The 19,145-nt window shown below is 50.8% G+C and carries 20 protein-coding genes and 1 pseudogene; 11 read left to right on the forward strand and 10 right to left on the reverse strand.

Going from position 1 to position 19,145, the window contains the following annotated elements:
• The first annotated feature begins 261 nt into the window (after window positions 1-261).
• Window positions 262-3,495: a tetratricopeptide repeat protein gene (locus H6F88_RS24065; RefSeq protein WP_190645260.1), complete on the forward strand. Its 3,234-nt coding sequence runs from the start codon at window positions 262-264 to the stop codon at window positions 3,493-3,495.
• A 29-nt stretch (window positions 3,496-3,524) separates the two neighbouring features.
• Here H6F88_RS24065 and H6F88_RS24070 read toward each other — a convergent pair whose 3' ends face one another.
• Entirely contained in the window at window positions 3,525-3,869 is a 345-nt protein-coding gene (locus H6F88_RS24070; RefSeq protein ID WP_190645261.1) for a hypothetical protein, read from the reverse strand.
• A gap of 84 nt (window positions 3,870-3,953) precedes the next feature.
• Window positions 3,954-4,211 carry a hypothetical protein gene (locus H6F88_RS24075; RefSeq protein WP_190645262.1) on the reverse strand — a complete coding sequence of 86 codons (258 nt, stop codon included), beginning with the start codon at window positions 4,209-4,211 and terminating at the stop codon, window positions 3,954-3,956.
• 481 nt (window positions 4,212-4,692) lie between these two features.
• On the opposite strand from H6F88_RS24075, the gene H6F88_RS24080 reads away from it, so the two are divergent.
• On the forward strand, window positions 4,693-4,848 hold the full coding sequence (locus H6F88_RS24080) for a hypothetical protein (protein WP_190645263.1): 156 nt from the start codon (window positions 4,693-4,695) through the stop codon (window positions 4,846-4,848).
• A gap of 59 nt (window positions 4,849-4,907) precedes the next feature.
• Here the strand turns inward: H6F88_RS24080 and H6F88_RS24085 are convergent, their stop codons facing one another.
• The 3 genes from H6F88_RS24085 to H6F88_RS24095 all read right to left on the reverse strand — a co-directional run bounded on the left by H6F88_RS24085 (window position 4,908) and on the right by H6F88_RS24095 (window position 7,492).
• The gene (locus H6F88_RS24085) at window positions 4,908-5,684 is read right to left on the reverse strand and encodes a DUF1350 family protein (protein WP_190645264.1); all 777 of its coding nucleotides are present in this window, start codon (window positions 5,682-5,684) and stop codon (window positions 4,908-4,910) included.
• 84 nt (window positions 5,685-5,768) lie between these two features.
• Window positions 5,769-6,713 (reverse strand): ATP-binding cassette domain-containing protein, encoded by a 945-nt coding sequence (locus H6F88_RS24090; protein ID WP_190645265.1) that lies wholly within the window; start codon window positions 6,711-6,713, stop codon window positions 5,769-5,771.
• A gap of 5 nt (window positions 6,714-6,718) precedes the next feature.
• Window positions 6,719-7,492 carry an ABC transporter permease gene (locus H6F88_RS24095; RefSeq protein ID WP_190645266.1) on the reverse strand — a complete coding sequence of 258 codons (774 nt, stop codon included), beginning with the start codon at window positions 7,490-7,492 and terminating at the stop codon, window positions 6,719-6,721.
• Between the two features lie 313 nt (window positions 7,493-7,805).
• Between H6F88_RS24095 and H6F88_RS24100 the strand changes: the two genes are divergently transcribed.
• On the forward strand, window positions 7,806-8,285 hold the full coding sequence (locus H6F88_RS24100) for a DUF29 domain-containing protein (protein ID WP_190645267.1): 480 nt from the start codon (window positions 7,806-7,808) through the stop codon (window positions 8,283-8,285).
• A 27-nt stretch (window positions 8,286-8,312) separates the two neighbouring features.
• On the opposite strand, the gene aroA is transcribed toward H6F88_RS24100, so the two are convergent.
• On the reverse strand, window positions 8,313-9,656 hold the full coding sequence (aroA, locus tag H6F88_RS24105; protein WP_190645268.1) for a 3-phosphoshikimate 1-carboxyvinyltransferase: 1,344 nt from the start codon (window positions 9,654-9,656) through the stop codon (window positions 8,313-8,315).
• 58 nt (window positions 9,657-9,714) lie between these two features.
• Here aroA and H6F88_RS24110 point away from each other — a divergent pair, with 58 nt between their 5' ends.
• From H6F88_RS24110 to H6F88_RS24125, 4 genes are all read left to right on the forward strand, one after another.
• The gene (locus H6F88_RS24110; protein ID WP_190645269.1) at window positions 9,715-10,224 is read left to right on the forward strand and encodes a hypothetical protein; all 510 of its coding nucleotides are present in this window, start codon (window positions 9,715-9,717) and stop codon (window positions 10,222-10,224) included.
• 215 nt (window positions 10,225-10,439) lie between these two features.
• Window positions 10,440-10,715 (forward strand): hypothetical protein, encoded by a 276-nt coding sequence (locus H6F88_RS24115; protein ID WP_190645270.1) that lies wholly within the window; start codon window positions 10,440-10,442, stop codon window positions 10,713-10,715.
• A 166-nt stretch (window positions 10,716-10,881) separates the two neighbouring features.
• A complete protein-coding gene (locus H6F88_RS24120; protein WP_190645271.1) occupies window positions 10,882-11,862 on the forward strand; it encodes an FTR1 family protein in 981 nt (326 codons plus the stop codon).
• Between the two features lie 64 nt (window positions 11,863-11,926).
• Window positions 11,927-12,169: a hypothetical protein gene (locus tag H6F88_RS24125; RefSeq protein WP_206756464.1), complete on the forward strand. Its 243-nt coding sequence runs from the start codon at window positions 11,927-11,929 to the stop codon at window positions 12,167-12,169.
• A gap of 375 nt (window positions 12,170-12,544) precedes the next feature.
• Here the strand turns inward: H6F88_RS24125 and H6F88_RS24130 are convergent, their stop codons facing one another.
• Complete coding sequence (locus H6F88_RS24130; RefSeq protein ID WP_190645273.1) at window positions 12,545-12,754, reverse strand: chlorophyll a/b-binding protein; 210 nt, start codon at window positions 12,752-12,754, stop codon at window positions 12,545-12,547.
• Window positions 12,755-13,053: 299 nt separating this feature from the next.
• Complete coding sequence (locus H6F88_RS24135) at window positions 13,054-13,863, reverse strand: pentapeptide repeat-containing protein (protein WP_199333768.1); 810 nt, start codon at window positions 13,861-13,863, stop codon at window positions 13,054-13,056.
• Between the two features lie 141 nt (window positions 13,864-14,004).
• Here H6F88_RS24135 and fghA point away from each other — a divergent pair, with 141 nt between their 5' ends.
• The 4 genes from fghA to H6F88_RS24155 all read left to right on the forward strand — a co-directional run bounded on the left by fghA (window position 14,005) and on the right by H6F88_RS24155 (window position 16,679).
• Window positions 14,005-14,859 carry an S-formylglutathione hydrolase gene (gene fghA, locus H6F88_RS24140; protein WP_190645274.1) on the forward strand — a complete coding sequence of 285 codons (855 nt, stop codon included), beginning with the start codon at window positions 14,005-14,007 and terminating at the stop codon, window positions 14,857-14,859.
• Window positions 14,860-14,894: 35 nt separating this feature from the next.
• Window positions 14,895-15,203 (forward strand): glutaredoxin 3, encoded by a 309-nt coding sequence (grxC, locus tag H6F88_RS24145; protein ID WP_190645275.1) that lies wholly within the window; start codon window positions 14,895-14,897, stop codon window positions 15,201-15,203.
• On the forward strand, window positions 15,204-15,695 hold the full coding sequence (tadA, locus tag H6F88_RS24150) for a tRNA adenosine(34) deaminase TadA (RefSeq protein WP_190645276.1): 492 nt from the start codon (window positions 15,204-15,206) through the stop codon (window positions 15,693-15,695).
• 81 nt (window positions 15,696-15,776) lie between these two features.
• On the forward strand, window positions 15,777-16,679 hold the full coding sequence (locus H6F88_RS24155) for a lysophospholipid acyltransferase family protein (RefSeq protein WP_347277737.1): 903 nt from the start codon (window positions 15,777-15,779) through the stop codon (window positions 16,677-16,679).
• Between the two features lie 102 nt (window positions 16,680-16,781).
• Here the strand turns inward: H6F88_RS24155 and H6F88_RS24160 are convergent, their stop codons facing one another.
• Both H6F88_RS24160 and H6F88_RS24165 read right to left on the reverse strand, forming a co-directional pair.
• Window positions 16,782-18,899, reverse strand: coding sequence for a S8 family serine peptidase (locus H6F88_RS24160; RefSeq protein WP_190645277.1), 2,118 nt, complete (start codon window positions 18,897-18,899; stop codon window positions 16,782-16,784).
• A 150-nt stretch (window positions 18,900-19,049) separates the two neighbouring features.
• Window positions 19,050-19,145, reverse strand: a pseudogene (locus H6F88_RS24165) (IS5/IS1182 family transposase); the annotation flags it as partial.

Genomic DNA, 19,145 nt, shown 5'->3' on the forward strand with positions numbered 1-19,145 from the left:
TAGAAACAATCCTGTTTCAAGCAGGACATTTCTTGTTTGAAGTAGGAATCATCCTATTTTGAACAGAAGCGATCGCTCTGTGAACTGAAAACTTGCAGTTCAAAACTAGAAACTTGCAGTTTAGAACTAGAAATGTCGCTCTTTGAGCTGAAAACTTGCAGCTTTAAATTAGAAACGTTGCCCATCCGTCCTAATTGCTGCTGTCTTTGAGTTGGATGTCGAGTTGAATATACTGATGGCAACCCCTCCGAAGTGCGACTCATGACCTCATCGGTGCCTCCGCCCCTTCAGGTGTTTATCTCTTACTCTCACAAAGATGAAGAGTTGCGAGAAGAACTGGACGTTCACCTGGCTAACTTAAAACGTCAGGGCAAGATTGGAGCGTGGCACGATCGCGCCATTGAAGCCGGAGCCGAGTGGGATGCTGAAATCAAACGCCAGCTCGAAACCGCAGAGATTATTCTGCTGCTGATTACGCCTCGATTCGTTGCCTCAGACTACTGCTATGACCTGGAGATGCAGCGGGCGGTGCAGCGCCACGATGAGGGCAGCGCACGAGTGATTCCGATCATTGTGAAGCCCTGCGATTGGCAAGACAGCCCGTTTAGTAAGCTGCAAGTGCTGCCCAAAGATGCCAAGCCCGTCACCAAGTGGGATGACCGGGATGAAGCCTTTCTCAATGTCGTGCAAGGAATTCGTCGAGCCGTGGAGACGCTTCAGGCAAAAAAGTCTGAGGGGGTGACTTTAGAAAAAGAGGCGATCGCCCCCACTCCTCCACTGCTCACGCCTGCCATCGGTACGGGCGAACGGGCATTGGGTACGAGCGAACGAGCATTGGGTAGGGGCGAACGGCCGTTCGCCCCTACGTTTTCTACCTATAAGGCGGAAACCTGGACGGGACGAGCGGAAATTGTCGCTGACCTCACCGACGCTCTAGTCGCCGGATGCCGTCTGTTAATCATTCATGGGATGACGGGCATCGGCAAAACTGCCCTGGCTGAAAAATTAGCGGCAGATCTGATGGTGAATGGGGCTGATGGCACGAGCGATCGCCTCTTCCTACCGCCCGAAATCAAGTTTCACCGAATTTCCTTTGACATTGGTACGCCGTCTACCGACTTTACACGAGGGGCGATCGCCATTTTGCAGGCGATCGGTGACGACACTGCCCAACAGTTGCCCGACGAACAAATTTTGCCCTACCTGCTCAAAGCGTTAGAGCAGCGTCCCTACTGGCTTCAGCTTGACTCGCTAGAATATCTGCTGCGCCAGTCTAGCGATGGCTCTTACCAGTTTGCCGATGCCGTCTGGGTCGAGTTTTTTGGGCAACTGCTCAACTCGCCCCGCAGCCAGAGCCGCCTGGTTCTCACTTCCCAGGCTCTCCCCACCGACCTGGTAGACCGAATCTACCGCTACGACCAGCTTTGGCACGAATATTCCCTGCGCGGACTGGAAGCTGACCACTGGCTTGACCTGCTCCGCAACTATGGCATTACGCCATCTACTGATACTGAGTGTGACTATGTTTGTGCGATCGCCCACTACTTTCAAGGACACCCGCTGATCCTCAAAATGATTGCGGGCGACATCCGCAGTCGCTTGTTTGGCGGCAGCATCACCAAATATTGGATGGAGTATTACAACTGCCAACCACACAACCCGCGCCAACCCTCCTCAACCCTGCGCCAAAGCCAGGAACAGCGAGCGCGTCAGTGGGTGAGTCAAACGATTCAACAACTGCCCGACCTGCCCCGCCAAATGCTTCAGCGCAGCGCCGTCTTTCGTCGCCCCGTTGCCGAATCGTTTTATCTGCAAATGCTGGAAGATGTCTCAGACTCCGACCGCACCGCTGCCCTCACCACCCTCAAATCGCGCAACTTAGTCGAAGACATCGACATCCAGGCTGGACAACTTCTGATTCAACAACACAACCTAATCCGCGACAGCGCCTACGCCCAACTCAAAGCCACCCCTTCCACCTGGGAAACGGCAGAACACAACGCTGCTCACCTCTGGCTCACTGCTTACACCTCACCATCCAACGCCGAACGCATCGAGACTGTGCGCGGTTACCTGGAAGCCTTTGCCCATTACTGCGAAGTAGAAGACTGGGAAACTGCTTGCAGGATTCTGGATATTCAAATTGATTCACCCACCCAAGAGCCTTTGCACTGGCAGCTAGAAACCTGGGGATACTACCGCGAGGAGATTGAGCTTTATCAACAAGTCATTCACAAAACGTCGCGTGAACGTGATATTCTTTGGCTCCGAGGACTGGGGCTTGTATCCAGAACTTTAGGAGCTCCTGTTCAAGCAATTCAGTATCACCAACAGAGTTTAGAATTGGCTCGTGAAATGGGTGATTGCCAAGGTCAGTGGAAAGCCTTGAATAACTTGAGCGGTGTTTACCAGATTTTAGGCGATTATCGTCAATCAATTGAATATCTTGAGCAGACACTAGCGCTTGCTCAAGATATTGGTGATAGGCGGGGCAAAGGCAATGCGTTAGGCAATCTAGGGATTGCGTACTGTTTTCTAGGGCAGTACGAGCAGGCGATCGCTCACCACCAGCAAAATCTCACCATCGCTAAGGAGATTGGCGACAGGCGGGGTGAAGGCAATGCGCTAGGCAATTTGGGGATTGCGTACGATGCTCTAGGTCAGTATGAGCAGGCAATCGCTCACCACCAGCAAAATCTCGCCATTGCTCAAGATATTGGTGACAGGCAGGGCGAAGGCAAGGCGCTAGGTAATCTTGGGAGCACGTACAAATCTCTGGGGCAGTATGAGCAGGCGATCACTCACCACCAGCGATCGCTCACCATCGCTAAGGAGATTGGCGACAAACAGAGCGAAGGTATTGCATTAGGTAGTGTGGGGATTGCGTACTATTCTCTAGGTCAGTATGAGCAGGCGATCGCCCACCACCAGCAAAATCTCACCATTGCTAGGGAAATTGGCGACAGGCGGAGCGAAGGCATTGCGTTAAACAATCTGGGAATTGCTTACAATGCTCTGGGTCAGTATGAGCAGGCGATCGCCCATCACCAGCAAAATCTCACCATTGTTAGGGAAATTGGCGACAGGCGGAACGAAGGCATTGCGTTAAACAATCTGGGGGTTGCCTACGATGCTCTGGGGCAGTGTGAGCAGGCGATCATCTACTATCAACAACGTCTGTCTATTGCACGGGAGATTGGCGATAGACGAGGCGAAGGTATTGCGTTGGTGAATTGGGGAGCAACGCAGATTGAATTAGAGCAGTGTCCAGAAGCAATGGAAAACTCTCTTGCAGCTTTGGCAATTCTTCGAGAAATTGGCGATCGAGCAAGTGAAGCCGAAGTCCTGAGGAATTTAGCAGAACTACATCAAAAACTGGGTGAGGCTGATGTGGCGCGAGAATATTGTGAGCAGGCGTCGGCGTTAGCAACAGAGCTAGGCATTCCGCTGGTGGAGGAGTGTCAAAAACTGTGGGAGGAGTTAGGTTTCCTCTGAGGTATTTTGCATCAAGACTCGCTCAATGCTCAAACACTAGAATGCAAGTTGCGATCGCACAGTCCAAAGAACATCCGCAACAGTCCGAGCAAAATTGACATTTCACCAATGCCATACAGCAACGATTCAGACACTTCACCCCTGGATGCTAGCTGGTAAAACTTCCACCCCTCACCATTGGTGACAATACCGTAGATATCCACATCCCGCTCCATCTGACGGTTCACCCATTGGCAAGTGTGCATTTCTACCAAGCATTGGGCAGCGCCTTGCTCAAAGTCATCCTTCTTAACGTGAGTTCGGGTTAAGCTAAACGCTGCAAGGTTTGGTATAAAAGGCTTTAGGCAAAGGGTATTGCTGTAGGCTCTTCTCAATAAGGTTGTTTATTGAGAAAAATTGCATCTGTGGACCTTGCTGACAATAGCTTGATTCACTGCAACGAAATGAGGTACGAAAAATCAGGGGTTCTGACGATTTCTTATCCCGAACTCACGTTTCTTAGCCTCAATGACGCATCCAAAAGGAGCTTCCAGATAGGCTCGCCGCTCAGCAATCAGGTAGTCCACATTGCCGCAAACTTTTTCCCCTTCCAGGTAAGCCCCCTTCCACACCTTCAAACGTTCATAGCCCTCCAATCCTTCTTCACAGATGGCATCAATGAGCAGCGTTTTGGATACTTCTAGGCTTTCAAGGTCAAACCGCTGTAGCCGCTCCAACCGCTTGCAAAAGAAGTCACTGATGGGGGCTGGTTCTGCTGTCAGTTCCTATCGCTTTAGCTCAGTTATTCCCAGATGCTTAAAAGCTTCTCGGTAAGTAAAGCTGGAAAAAGGCTTCTTTCCTTGCTGAGTCGCTTGAGTCATAGGTCAATAAGAGAGAACAGGAACCTTTGATAGTAAGGTACTAGCTCATTGAGGATTGAAGAGAACTACCCTTCATTTAATCCCAACTTCGTTGCGTCTGAAGTTAGAACTGGTTGTGGGGCAACCAGAACTCATTTACCGTGACTCGGCGATATAGCCTCGTTTGTTAACGAGGCGCGACATTGGTTTGTGGGACTGGCATAGCAGAGAGAGGAAAGAACTTTGGGCTATCGCTCTACTGTAAATAATGCTGGTCATGCTTTTCTAAACCTGGACGCGTTATTTCAATGGAGGTTAGAGTGAATTGAGAGATTGTTACAAAACTGAGAAATTTCCAATGGATAAGTTTCTACGTGGCTTTATCGCAGTTGAAAAAACTACTCAGATCGTTGCTTTAGCTGGTGTAATCCTATTCCTGGGTTATTTGGGGCTGACCAGCATTCAACATGACCAAATGCCCTCTATTCCTGATGTACCAACCACACAGCAATAAATTAGAAATGCGGCAGCATAAACGGGTTTCTGCATTAAATGCAAGGTTTTAACTACACTCTACTTCCTGACTGATAGAGGATTGAGCCAGAGCAAAATTGCATCTCTAAGCTGGTTCAAATCTCGGTAAACTTCCTGCTTAAAAAGCTGACCGATCGCATCTAGCGGTGTGAATATGGAGCCAGTTTGCCAGCCAACTTCTTGCCCCAGCGGAGTTAAGTGGCTGCCTTTAAGAATTTTTAGAGCGGTCATGTCAGGAAAGCGATTGAGCAAAGCTTCTGTCAAATCTTTGGTTTGATCAATGTCGTCGTTGTTGAACTTGATCAGTAAGTTGCGTCGCACCTGATATTGCCGCTCAATCAATTGGTTAGTTTCCTCAGGAGAAGGGACAAACTCAACCGCAAAGGCAGGTGAGAACTGAGTAAATTGCTCAACTAACGGGATCGATCGCCTTGCTGGAAAGTTGTTAAACGAGATCAAAATATTCCCAGCTCGTTCCTGCGGATAGAGGCTACCGATCAGCAAATGCAGCTTGCAGCCCATGCTGTGACCGATGCCATAGACGGGCTGATAACGCTTTTTGAAGACGTTGGTTTGTAGATAGTCCTGAGCGACGATGAAGTTTTGCAAGACCTGACGGGCGATCGCTGTGTGATCCATCGTGTTCACAAACGGAGTCGCAACAATGGCATAACCCTGGCGCGCCAAGTTTTCTAGCAGCCAGCGATAGGTGACTTGAGGAGCTGCTGCTACAAATGCGCCCCCCAGAAAATGCACAATCGCCGTCGGTCGAGAGGGCACCAGAATCCAATTTCCTGAAACTTCCTGCCAATCCATTGCCCTAATCATTCTCCAAGCCAATCAACCTTCTTTATCCTAAGTGCTTGGATTGGAGATGTGTAAAGGAGTGATGGGTTGAGGCTACACAACCCAAGGATCGGGAATCTCTTCAGGCACAAAAAATTCCTGGTTACGCTCAGGCTGGGTGATTTCGAGATAGATGTGTTCTAGCTTTACTGGATAGCGGGAAACGGATTCCAGCGGAATGCCGGCAAATCGATCGAGGATTTCTTTTAACTCCAGCGATTCTGGTAGCCAGAAGGCAAGATCGCTGCCATAACGTCGAGGGGTGAAGCCGGATTCACGGGCACGGGCGATCGCCTCTTCTTCCTGGTCTGTTTGCACCACCACAACTTCCTTAGCGGGAATAGACTGCTGCAACTCTTCCAGGGTGCCTTCTGCCATCAGTTGACCGCCTTTGAGAATGCCGATGCGCTGACACAGCCTTTCTGCTTCGTCTAACAGGTGTGTGGTTAGTAGGACGGTGATTCCCTGTCCCTTAAGCTGGCGAATCAGTTCCCAAATTTCGTAGCGGGCTTCAATGTCTAATCCAGTTGTGGGTTCGTCTAGAATGACCAGCTTGGGGCGGTGGACGAGGGCGATCGCCATACTCAGTCTTCGCTGCATTCCGCCGCTGAGTGTTTCTGCTGGACTGTTGGCGCGATCGCTCAAATTCACCGCTTCGAGGCAATCTTGCACCTGCTGTCGCCGCTGTGTGCGAGAGAGTCCATAAATCTGAGCAAAAAAGTTGAGATTTTCGGCACAGGTAAGACTGCGATAGAGCAGATTTTCCTGAGGCGCAACGCCAATCAGTTTCTTTGTTACTTCTGAAACTGTTCGTCCGCCAACTTTAACGACTCCGCTATCTGCCTGCAACAGATTACAGATGATGTTAATCGTGGTGGTTTTGCCTGCGCCATTGGGACCCAACAATCCATAGATTTCGCCTGCGTGGATTGATAGGTTCAGGTCTTGCAGAACGGGGCGATCGCCATAGCGTTTGTTGAGATGTTGAATTTGCAGCACAGATGCTAAAGTCTCCTTTCTCGCCAAACCATTCGCCGATAGGCTAGCCAACCACCAGCCACCATCAGCACTGCAAAAATCACCAAAAACCAGAAGTGGAAGGAAATTTCGCTTATGCCATCACCAATTGCAGAAACACCCGTCAAAGCCAAATTCATGTGGTAGATCGGATTAAATTCAGCAATTTCTAACAGTGTTTCTGGGAACAACTCCGGCGGCAAGAATGCCCCTCCCAAAATCAGCAGCGGCACGCCAAAGGTTGCAACCAGGGCATTCACATCTTCAGTGCGACGAGCAAATTGAGTACCAAGAATAAACCCGACTCCGACATAAGCGGCAATGCTAAGCAGAATGATAGCGATCGCCAATCCCCACGACCCGTTGAACTCTGCACCTAAGAGAGCGGCGATCGCGTACACCAGCAGACTTTGCCCAATTCCAATACAGCTATGAGCCAGAAAAATTCCTAGGAAATAAGACGTGCCGCTAAGAGGCGAGATGAATAGCCGCTTCAGCGTGTGTTGCTCTCGCTCAGAAACAACCGTGGCGACACTTCCACCCAAACAGCTAAAAAATAAAGCCGCTCCCACTAAAGTTGCCGGAGCTGCCCGCTCAAACGCATCCCCAGTTGAAAGCTGTGCCCGTTCTGCCAGAATGTAGCCGTTTAACAGCAGCACGGAGACTGGAAAGATTGCCCAGAAAATTAGCGATCGCCTCCGCCTGCCCAACTCAGTCAAAATTCGCTGCGCGACTGCCAGTGTTTCCCGCCAATACTTCAACGCCGTGTCCTTACTGCCAGAACAGATGAGATCATACCCTGAACAGTCAGTTTAGAACTCTACTGGATCAAGTTCTTGAGTTTTGCCTGCATGGATATTTAGCTATTGCTGTAGCAGCAAGTTGGGCAAATGTTATCTGGAGAGTAGGAAAAAGCTTTATTCCAACGCAATCGTCTTCCAATTCTTCTAGAACCATTGATGCGATCGCATCTTGTCCACTGGCAGACAAAAAATTCCTAGCATTTAGACCCTTTACAATAAGAAAGGTTGTAGTCGAAATAAGCTAATTCACAAGTTCGCAGCAACCTCAAAAATGGCACAACATCCTCTATCTGCACTTAGTCTTTACGAAGCTGATTTTCATGCTTGGACGCAAGAACAGGCAAAGCTTCTGCGTAAGCAAGAGTGGGATCAAATTGATTTGCCGAACTTAATCGAGGAGATTGAGTCCTTGGGTAAGCAGCAACGCCAGGAGTTGCGTAATCGCTTGAGTGTCCTAGTGGGGCACTTGCTGAAATGGCAGTATCAACCGCAATTTCGGAGCCGGAGCTGGTTAGCAACTCTTCGGATTCAACGCTTAGATATTACCGAACTGCTTGAAGAGAATCTCAGCCTAAAACCCTACCTGGAAGAAGCACTTCGTAAAGCCTACGTTAGAGGGGTTGAGTTGGCAGCTGGAGAAACTAATTTACCAAATCAAACTTTCCCTTTTGAATGTCCTTACAGTTTGGTGGAAATATTGGGCGATCGCTTCTACCCTGGCGAACCTAGCGAATTAGTAGATACAGAGTGACAGTTTTAGCCTGACAAAACTTCATTGCTAACCAACGACTCGCTGCAACGTTGTCGTGAAGTTAGGGTAGGAAATAGCGGCAGCTTCAGCGCGTTGGATGGTGGTGGTGCCTTTGGCGTTAAGGGCAGCGATCGCCAGACTCATTGCAATCCGGTGGTCAGTGTAGCTATCCACTTCAGCCCCAACTAAAGATGTTCCGCCTGTGATTTCTAAGCCGTCTGGTAACTCGGTGATTTTGGCTCCCATACGGCTGAGTTGGGTAGCCATGACGGAGAGGCGATCGCTTTCCTTCACCCGCAGCTCTGCGGCATCGCGGATCACAGTTGTGCCCTGAGCAAACACAGCCGCGACTGCCAGAATCGGAATTTCGTCAATCAGACGGGGGATTAGATCTCCTGCGATCGTGCAGGCTTTGAGGGAACTGTGGCGCACGCGCACGTCGGCAACGGGTTCACCTGTGACAGTACGCTGATTTTCCAGAGTGACATCGGCTTCCATCTGGCTCAGCGCTTCCAGGATTCCGGTACGGGTGGGATTGATTCCCACATTTTGAATCAGCAACTCAGAACCAGGGACGATCGCAGCAGCGACCATCCAGAAGGCAGCAGAGCTAATATCTCCCGGCACAACCACCGTCTGCCCTTGCAGTTTTGCCTGTCCTGTCACCGTTGCGCTACAGGTTTCTGGCTCAACCTTCACCGTTGCCCCAAATGCCCGCAGCATTCGTTCGCTGTGATCGCGAGATAGGGCAGGTTCGGTGACGGTTGTTTCCCCTTCTGCCATTAGTCCTGCTAGCAGAACGCAAGATTTCACCTGGGCTGAGGCGATCGGGGAATGGTAATGAATTGGCTTCAACGCCTGTCCTTGAATTGCCAGTGGTGCCAATCCGCCAGAGCGGTGCCAGATTTGTGCGCCCATTTGCTGCAAAGGCTGAATAACGCGAGACATGGGGCGCGATCGCAGCGACGCATCCCCCGTTACCGTAAAAAATCGCTTTGCATGGGATGCCAGAATGCCCATCATCAGTCGTATTGTCGTGCCGGAATTGCCTGCATCCAGTACATCCTTTGGCTCCTGAAGCTGTCCTAGACCAATTCCCTGAACCGTCACCAGTTCAGAATTAAGCTCTGAGATTTCCGCGCCCATTGCTCGAAAACAGGCAGCAGTGCTGTGCGGGTCTTCCCCCAAGAGCAAACCCCGGATTTGAGTTTCTCCCTGAGCGATCGCCCCCAGCATCAGCGATCGATGCGAAATGGACTTATCTCCTGGGATTTGAACCTGACCCTGGAGCGATAATCCAGAACTGGGTGGGGCGATCGTCAGAGAATGGTGATTTTCGTAATGATTCAACGTAATAGTCGCAGTTGCCATTAGATACACTGACATGGAGTGGCGCTAGCCATCCTACCGTTTTCTTGCCCCCAAAAACATGCTCAGCCACCATCCTAGACCTGTTTGTCTTTCGTTTACGGCTTTGGATTTGCCCCTCTGGTCAGTACTGGAAACGTCGGCAACCCTCTATCAGAGAGAAAACGAACAGTTTCACCTGCTGTTGACGGAGCCTTGGGTGCAGGAGCGGGCCGATATGCCACTTCCAAGAACTTCGTCTGAAATCACACCTGAAGTGGCAACTTTATCGGGCAACCAAACACCTCGGCTGCTCTGGCTAGAAATTTCTCCCTATCGCGTGATCATGACGATGCAGGGAAACGGTCAGTTTAGCTATCGCCACTTCTGGGAACAGGGGGTTTACGGCATCAGCCGCTACTGGCTGCAAGGTGACACGAGTGGCAATGAACAGTTGCGCCTGCGAAACTTTACCCGCAGTTTGAAGCTGATCGGTGGTGAACTGCCCCACCATTTGCGGGTGGAATATGAGCTGTGGTCGGGCAAGGTCCAGCTTGGACATTACGTGATGAATGTCGAAATTCGCCATTGAGAATCTCTTCTCATAATCCCGGCATTGGCGTAGAGATTCAGAAATAGCTATTCCCCGGTAGGGGCGTTTCGCGAAACGCCCGCTACGAGATTCGCGCTTCTAACCCACAGATTCTCTAAAGCAGTGATGTCTTTTCCCTGGAACTGCTCAGCCTCAAGCTAGCCCAGCAAAGCAAATAGTGAGGTGACCTGGGTGAGTAGCGAGGCTAGCTGGTGATGGGTGAGTCCAGCCTGGCGGGCAATGAAGCTAGTCCGGTGAGCAGTCAGGCTGACCTAGTGGGTGACGAAGCTAGCCTAGTAGGCAGCGAGGCTAGCCTAGTGGCGGGGGAAGTCCGTCTAGTAAGTAGTGAGGCCAGCTTAGCGACGGACGAGGACAGCCTAGCGAGTGACGAAGCTAGCCTAGTGAGCAGTGAGGTCAGCTTGCTGAGTAGTGAGGCCAGCTTAGCAACGGACGAGGCTAGCCTAACGAGTGACGAAGCTAGCCAGATGTAACGAGGGGACTCGGCTAGTCTAAGAAGTTAGCGTCCTTCCTACGAATGACTCATGTCAGTGAACAATAGGCTAGGCTTGAAAAGTGAGTGGCTAACCTCATTTAATGGATGACTTAACGCATCTCTATTACTAAATATCCAGATATAGATATCAATACAAATCAGTTATGAACTTTAGTGCTGCTCTGCCTACCTTTGTCATTACCTTACGCGAAGGGGTGGAAGCTGCCCTGGTAATTGGTATTGTCCTGGCTTATTTAAGGAAAGCAAACCAGGAGCGGCTCAATCCCTGGGTCTATAGCGGCGTGGGAGTTGGAATCGTCGCCAGCATCATAGTGGGTGTGCTGTTTACCGGACTGGTGCTGGCGGTTGAGTCTGCCAATCAATCCTATGCTCCAGTAGTGAAGCCGCTGCTAGAAGGCTTTTTTGGGCTGTGGGCGATCGCCCTCCTAAGCTGGATGCTAATCTGGATGACCCGCCAATCCGGTTCTCTGAAGGGAGAAGTCGAACAGTCGGTAACAAAAGCACTGCAAAAGACAGATCATGCAGGTTGGGCTGTCTTTGGGTTAACGACGATCGCCGTTGTGCAAGAAGGATTTGAAGTTGCGCTGTTTATTAATGCCCAGTTTCAGCAAGGTTGGATGGCAGTGCTGGGGGCGATCGGAGGGTTAGTCACCGCAGTGGCGATCGGCGTAATGCTATTTAGGCTGGGCATTAAAATCAACCTCCGCCGCTTCTTCCAAATTTTGGGCGTGATGTTGCTGTTAATCGTGTCTGGACTGGTTGTCTCTGTCCTCCGCCATTTAGATGCAGCAGTAGTGAATTTGGTTCAGGTCAATCCTAACTTTGCGCCACTTTGCTTTAGCCCCGGTCCATCTTGCATTCTAGGTCCACAGATTTGGGACGCTTCACACGTCTTGCCCGATCGCCAATTTCCGGGAGTACTGCTTAAAGCATTCCTGGGCTACACCCAAAAGCTTTATTTGGCACAAGCAGTAGGCTATGTGATGTTTTTCAGCATCATTGGCAGCAGTTACGTGAAGAGTGCTTTCAACTGGCAAGGTTTGTCATTCGCTAGCAGCCAGCCTCCGCAAAACTCCACGACCTCTCGCTCCAACCAAGAGGATCTAGAAAAATCCAAAGTTTAGGAACGCAGCATCCTGGCAACAAAGGTAGCTATATCTCAAAGATTAGTTGCAGACTGCTAACCCATTGCTTAAAAAAATTTGGGCAAAAGCGCTGGAATACAGCGTCTCTGCCCAAAAAGTTGACCGAAGGAAGTTAGTTTCAACTAAACAGAAGGCGCTGCTCGGTTCTTTAGACCAAGTTGTTGAACAAGGAAGCCCACAAAATTCCAGCGGCAGCGATCGCCAGCAACAGATTGGTGAAGAATTGACCTGCCTCGGTATTGAAGCCCAATACCTTGTCCTCTTGCCCGGCCGTAAAGAAACGTGAGTTCGGGATAAGAAATCGTCAGAACCCCTGATTTTTCGTACCTCATTTCGTTGCAGTGAATCAAGCTATTGTCAGCAAGGTCCACAGATGCAATTTTTCTCAATAAACAACCTTATTGAGAAGAGCCTACAGCAATACCCTTTGCCTAAAGCCTTTTATACCAAACCTTGCAGCGTTTAGCTTAACCCGAACTCACGTTAAAGAACAGTGACCATGCCTGGTTGATGTCCAATACTTCCGCTTGAGCATTGAAATCAGGTCTAAATACGACAGGTCCAACTAAATACTTGTTAGGAAAATCAAAATCGGTTTTCACAATAGTTCTCCGAAATAATACGGTTTACCTGCCTAGTCTCAAAAATATCAGCGGCTCAACTAGAAATTAGTTAGCCAGCTAAGGACACCATGTCCTGTGGTCGCTTCTATAATCAGCGCTGAGGTAAAACCAATCATGGCTAGTCGTCCATTGAGCTTCTCTGCATATTCGTTGAAGCCAAACCGCTGCGTGTCATCGACATACATTTTGGGTTCAACTGCGTAAACGTTTGCCCGTCCGCCTTCTTCAATCACTTGTCCAGGAGCCATGTCGTATTCCCCGTTTGCTTAACCTTATGTAAAGGAATGTAACATAATGCAAATAATTGTTGCAATAACCTTGACACTAAATTTTCTCATGGCAGCCCAAAAAGCAAATTAGGGCGCAAGAGCTATGTCTTGCGCCCTAATTTGCTTAAGTTGTCATCAGAAGGTTTTATAACAGCCGCTGTTACAAAGCATCTTTGGTGAATAGTTTCTCTGCCTATACCGTTGTGTTGGCAGTATCACTCCAGCGGTGTTGATAGAAACTCCGGCATAATCCCCTTTACCTAAGAGAGAAGGGTCAGCTATAAGCCAAATTGGAGGAGCATACTAGCCAGCCCTCCGATAAATCTGATGAAACCACCGCCACCGCCGCGACCGCGATTGTTTGCTTCTTCAAGGGCTTCTTGCGCTTCTACGATGCCTTCAGCTACTTGCACGGAGGCGAGTCTGCCGCTTTCGTTGCCTTCGGTGGCAAAAAGCTGTTCGGCTCGGTTGGCATCAGCGATCGCCCCTTCTTCATCACCTAACCGATAGCGAGCAAGGCTTCGCGCTAGATAAACTGCCGAGAAATCAGGTTCTTTGGTTAATGCCTGGTTGTAATAGTCGATCGCTCCGCTAAAGTTGCCCCGCTGAAATTCTGCAATGCCCCAGCTATAAAACTGCTGGGCCCCAATTAATTCCTCAGGCAACCCAATCGCTCCCTGCAAAATCGCGCCATCCAGATTGGCTCCTTCCAGGTTTGCTCCGTATAGGTAAGCTTCTCGCAGATCCGCGCCTGCCAAATTTGCCCCGCTCAGGTCAGCCCCGCTGAGATTTGCTCTGACCAAAACAGCCCCAGACAAATCTGTATTTGCCAGATTGGAGCCGCTCAAGTTTGCCTGATTTAAGTTAGCGAGACTCAGGTTCGCTTGGCTCAAATCTACTGCCGATAGGTTAGAAAACACCAATCCGGCTCGGCTCAGGTCACAGCTTTGACACTCGCGAGTAGACATCAACTGCTGGACGTGTTGCAGATTCTCGGCCTTGGCAGGTACAACCCAAAAAAGCGCGGCAAACAGCGTCAGAGAGGCAAAGTTGTGGAATTTCATGGCGATCGCCCGATGCGTTTGCACACAAAGTTAGCATCTAGCGCAACTTATGGCTAGTTTGCTGTAACGAGCGGTAAATTGACGAGTGAATTGATATTAGAATGCCAGTGCTGCGATCGCCCTCACCTTGGTTCTTGCAATCCCTTCTCAACTGCCTCTTAAGCTATGCCAGTTTCCACCCCTCCTCAGTTGCTTAGCCAGCACACCTGTTTTGGCGGCACCGTCGGCTTTTACAGCCACCCCTCCGAAGTATGTCAGGGGGAAATGAAATTTTCGGTCTATCAGCCGCCCCAGGCAAAAACTGAGTTTGTGCCGGTGCTGTATTTCCTGTCGGGACTTACCTGCACCGAGGAAAACTTTATGGTCAAGGCAGGCGCACAACAATTTGCCGCCAAACATGGACTGCTCCTCGTTGCTCCCGACACCAGCCCACGTGGGGCAAACATTCCTGGTGAAGATGACGATTGGGATTTTGGCACAGGCGCAGGCTTTTATGTAGACGCGACCACAGAACCCTGGCGATCGCACTACCGCATGTACAGCTATGTTGTAAACGAACTTCCAGCCTTAATTGCTGCTCATTTTCCTGTTCAGGAAGACCGACAGGGCATTTTCGGGCATTCAATGGGTGGTCATGGTGCGTTGGTTTGCGCGTTGAGGAATGGCGATCGCTACCGTTCTGTTTCCGCCTTTGCCCCAATTTCCGCGCCGATGCAGTGCCCCTGGGGACAAAAAGCATTCACCAACTACCTCGGTCCCGATCAGGAAAGCTGGCGGGCTTACGATGCCAGTGAACTTGTCCTTACTGCTGCGTCAAATCGGCCTATCCTAATCGATCAAGGCACAGCCGATCCGTTTTTGGAAAAGCAGCTTTTACCCCACGTCTTTGAGCAAGCCTGTGCCAAAGCCAGACAACCTCTAACTTTGCGGATGCAGGAAGGATACGATCACGGCTACTACTTCATCAGCACGTTTATGGAAGACCATATTTGCCACCATGCCGATATCCTATGGAAGTAAGCTAAATCTTTTTAACGTCCTTTAACGCCCTCAATATGCTGGATTCTTTAAACGCGCTTTTGGGTCGCCATCCTGAACGGGTCAAGGCTCACGTCGAAATCTACACCTGGCAGACCTGCCCCTACTGCATTCGCGCCAAAATGCTGCTCTGGTGGAAAGGAGTCAACTACACCGAATATAAAATTGACGGCAACGGAGCCGCCAGGGTCAAAATGGGGGAACGCGCTAACGGACGGCGCACCGTGCCCCAAATCTTTATCAACGACCAGCATATTGGCGGCTGTGATGACCTGTATGAGCTAGACACTCAGGGAAAGCTAGACCCGCTGCTAGTACAAAACTAAATGGCGCTTGAGATTCCGCCGCCGCTGATTGATCATCCCGAATATCAGGTTCACTATCGCTGGATGAGTCGGGCGATCGCCCTTGCTGCTGCTGCTGGAGATGCGGGTGAAGTACCCGTGGGGGCAGTGATTGTAGAGGGCGATCGCCTGATTGCCGAAGCGGAAAATCGTCGTGAACGCGATCATGACCCTACTGCCCACGCTGAAATTCTGGCTTTGCGAATTGCCGGACAGCAATTGCAAACCTGGCATCTGAACTGCTGTACTCTCTATGTCACTCTGGAGCCTTGCCCTATGTGTGCCGGGGCGATCGTGCAAGCCCGCTTAGGTAAGCTCGTTTATGGCGCAGACGATCCTAAAACGGGGGCAGTTCGCACCGTTGCAAACCTACCCGATAGTGCCTGCTCCAACCACCGATTGCCCGTACTAGGTGGAATTTTAGAATCGACCTGTCGGCAACAGCTTCAAGCCTGGTTTGCTCAACGTCGATAGAAACTGTTTAGAGAGAAAAGTACTTTTGTCATCCCTCTATAGGAGGGTATAGCCAAGATTTCTATATACTCAACGTGAGAGGTGTATTCTGCTCTGTCGGCGGTCTTATTCCAGGACAGCCTCAGAACTGTCCCTCAGCAAGAAGACAAGCCATTTTGGGCGGCTTATGGTGTAGATAACGACACTTCCAGTGCCCCTGATATCCTGTTAATCTCTATGGTTTTGTTCAACTCCTTCTTGGAATCCGTCAAAAGCTCTGTAGACACCGCCGTAGATACTGCAACGCCCCAAAATGCGATTGATTCGCGCTTCTCACCCTGGCTAACCCCCCTGGTCTACCCGCTGGCGCGTCGAATTGTGCTGCCCTTCTACTTCGGCAAAATCGAGGTGACTGGGCAAGAAAACTTGCCGATAACGGGCCCTGTGATTCTAGCTCCGACCCATCGGGCGCGGTGGGACGCAATTATGGTGCCCTACGCGACGGGTCGCACTGTAACCGGACGAGATCTACGATTCATGGTGACCGCTGACGAAGTTAAAGGCATTCAGGGTTGGTTTATCCGTCGGTTAGGGGGCTTTCCAGTTAATACAAAGCGTCCAACCGTCGCCAGCTTGCGTCATGGCGTAGAGGTTTTACAGAACGGCGAAATGCTGGTGATTTTTCCAGAGGGTGGCATTTTTAGAGACGGTCAGCTTCACCCGCTGAAGCCAGGTTTAGGGAGATTAGCAATTCAGGCAGAAATGAGTCAGCCTGGGCTGGGCGTACAGGTCGTTCCGATCGCCCTGGATTACGGGGAAGCCTTTCCCACCCGGGGCTGTAATGTGAAGATTCAGATTGGCAAGCCGCTGAAGGTCGCTAATTACGTCCAGGGTGCTGCAAAGCAAGGTGCCAAGCGTTTTACGGCTGATCTGGAAGCTGCACTCAGAGCCCTTGCTGGAGAAGCAACGGAAGCCGAGGCAGAGATGCTTTCAGCTTTTGGCTAGGAAGGTAAGTTTTGGGTTTGGGCCAAGTCTTTCAATAGCATGGGTTACGCTTTGCTAGCCCATCCTACAAGAGCCAATTGTCTAAACCCTTAGTCTCTCTTCCTAGACTCCCAGCGTGATTTGCCAACTGTTCAATCGACCTGTATTGAGTTGAGCATGATCGACTACTCGGAGCTGCCAGCGGCCCGTTGCTGAGCGGTTTAGGAGTTGGCTCAAAGCTGCGGTAGTTTGAAGTGAATAAGTGGCTTGAAGGCGGGTTCTACGCCCCAGGGTGCGGTTTTGCAGTAGCACCGTTTGACCGCTGGGAGCAATTAGGCTGATTTCTAGGTCGCCCAGGAAGGTGTGCTCGACATCCACATAAACTTGGACATCTCTAACCAGACCAGACTCAGAAACCTGAATGGGACTGGCAATGCCCTGTAGGTTAAAGTCAGGAATGTTGAAAGCGTTGGAATTTTGCTGCTGAATTCGACGGGAAGCGGTGAGCGGTGCTGCTGCGCGTCGTTGGGCTGCCTGTACTGCTTTGAAAGCATTCACTTTACCGTAGCCAAACCACTGTGAATGCCCGTTGGTGTCGTAGGTACCCTTCTGCAACCCAAGCTGTGGGTCTGGATCTGGATCAACTAATTTATCAGCCGTTTCCTGTAAGATTTGCCTCACTTCTCGTGCGGTCAGGTTAGGGTTTGCAGACAGTACCAGGGCCGCTACGCCAGCGACGACAGGACAAGCGCTGGAGGTGCCGCCAAAGGTTTGGGTGAAGCCAGTAGGGTCGTAACCTGCAGAGCCAAGGCGATCGCTGGTAAATACGCCTTTACCCAGCAAATTGCCTGAGACTGGAGGGGCAGTATTGACAAATCCGGCTTCCTGGAACCAAATCACGGGAGAAGCATTGTTGCTAGGCGCAGCTACTGAGATGTTGGTGCCCCAATTGCTGTAGACGGCTTTTTTGCCTGTGCTGGTGGTGGCTGCAACTGCAATCACATCGGGATGCACTGCGAAGCCGCTGAGCCAGGGTGTAACCCCGCGCAGCAAATTTCGCGTCCAGCCCTGCTCGTTGATTTCACCGGAAACGGGGCGGTTGGCATTTCCTGCCGCAAAGACGATGACACAGCCTTTACCGTCGCGCCCTTCTGTTGCAGCTCGTGTAATTGCCGCCCGCTGACGTAGAGAAAGGGGAAAGTAGACGGCACTGGAACCCCAGCTACAGGAAATTACCGAAGCTCCGTTGTTTAAGGCCCAGTTAAACAATTGTTCGACCGCGTCGTCATCCAAAAAGCCTGTTGTGCGAATGGGCATGAAGGCGCAGCCAGGAGCCACACCGACGATGCCTTCTCCGTTTTCTTCAGCGATCGCCACCCCCGCACAGGAAGTCCCATGATTTTCCTGCTGCTCTTCGGGCATAGGCAGGAAGTCTTTTCGCTTCAGGTCTCTCGGTGCAACGATTTTGCCCTTGCCCTGAAAGTCAGGATGGTTCAGGTCAAAGCCATCATCGGCAACAGCGACGACAATCGAGCGGACTCCGCGAGTGATGTCCCAGGCTGCTTCTGCTGCAATGTGGGAGCTGGCGGTGAGGTCACGGGAGCCACCGTTGTTCTGCAAGTACCACTGTTTGGGGTATTGGCTGTCGCTAGGGCGATATAGCTTTTGGGTCTTGATGACGACGTTAGGCTCTGCGGTCAGTACGTCGGCGCGGCGCATCAGTTGATTCGCTAGCTTTACCGGATTGGCTGGAGCCTGCTGCGTGACCTGAAAGACGTAAGTGTTGGGAATTCCGGCGACTGGCTGTTCTAGCTCAAGTCCTAAGGAGGTGGCGATCGCCCGTGCACCCGCCCCATCCATCTGGGTTGCAAACTGAATTGTGATTTGGTCGGTTAAATAAATTCTTGTGCTTGGGTTGTTTTGGACGTGATAGACGTGGCTGGCAAAGGAAACATCTTCTGAGGTTCGTGCGATTTGCATAGCTCGATCCAGCTGATCGGGTGCAATCTGAAGCTCAATCAGCCGACCAGATGGCACAGGTAAAGCTGCCACTGCCCCGACCTGACGCGCCAATTCTGTCAAAGAGCGGTTTGGGATGGGACGCACGGTGAAGCGATCGCCCACTTTTTCGAGCGCCAACTCTTCTCCGCCCCGCTGTAAAATCACTCCTTCACTCTCCGGCAAAACGCCACTGTCGTTAGGTAACTCAGGTGAACCTGGAGGATTGACAGAGCCAGTCATACAAGTCTTGTCCTTGGTAACGTAGGTCGATAGGTTGGGACTAAAGCCATCCTATAGCAACCCAACATACCTCAGATAGGCACTTGTGGGGCTTGTCCAGATCCAACAACCGAAAATTTCAAACAGGGTTCATTAGACTTCCTGCATGAATCAAGAGGCATGTGCCAATTCATAGTTGAGTAAGCCAGCAATCAGGTTCAAGCGCAAGCCAAACCGTTTTCTGCGGTTGCGATAACGTCCTGCAAA

This window comes from Oculatella sp. FACHB-28, assembly GCF_014696015.1.
In the GTDB taxonomy this organism is placed as follows: Bacteria; Cyanobacteriota; Cyanobacteriia; order Elainellales; family Elainellaceae; genus JAAUTN01.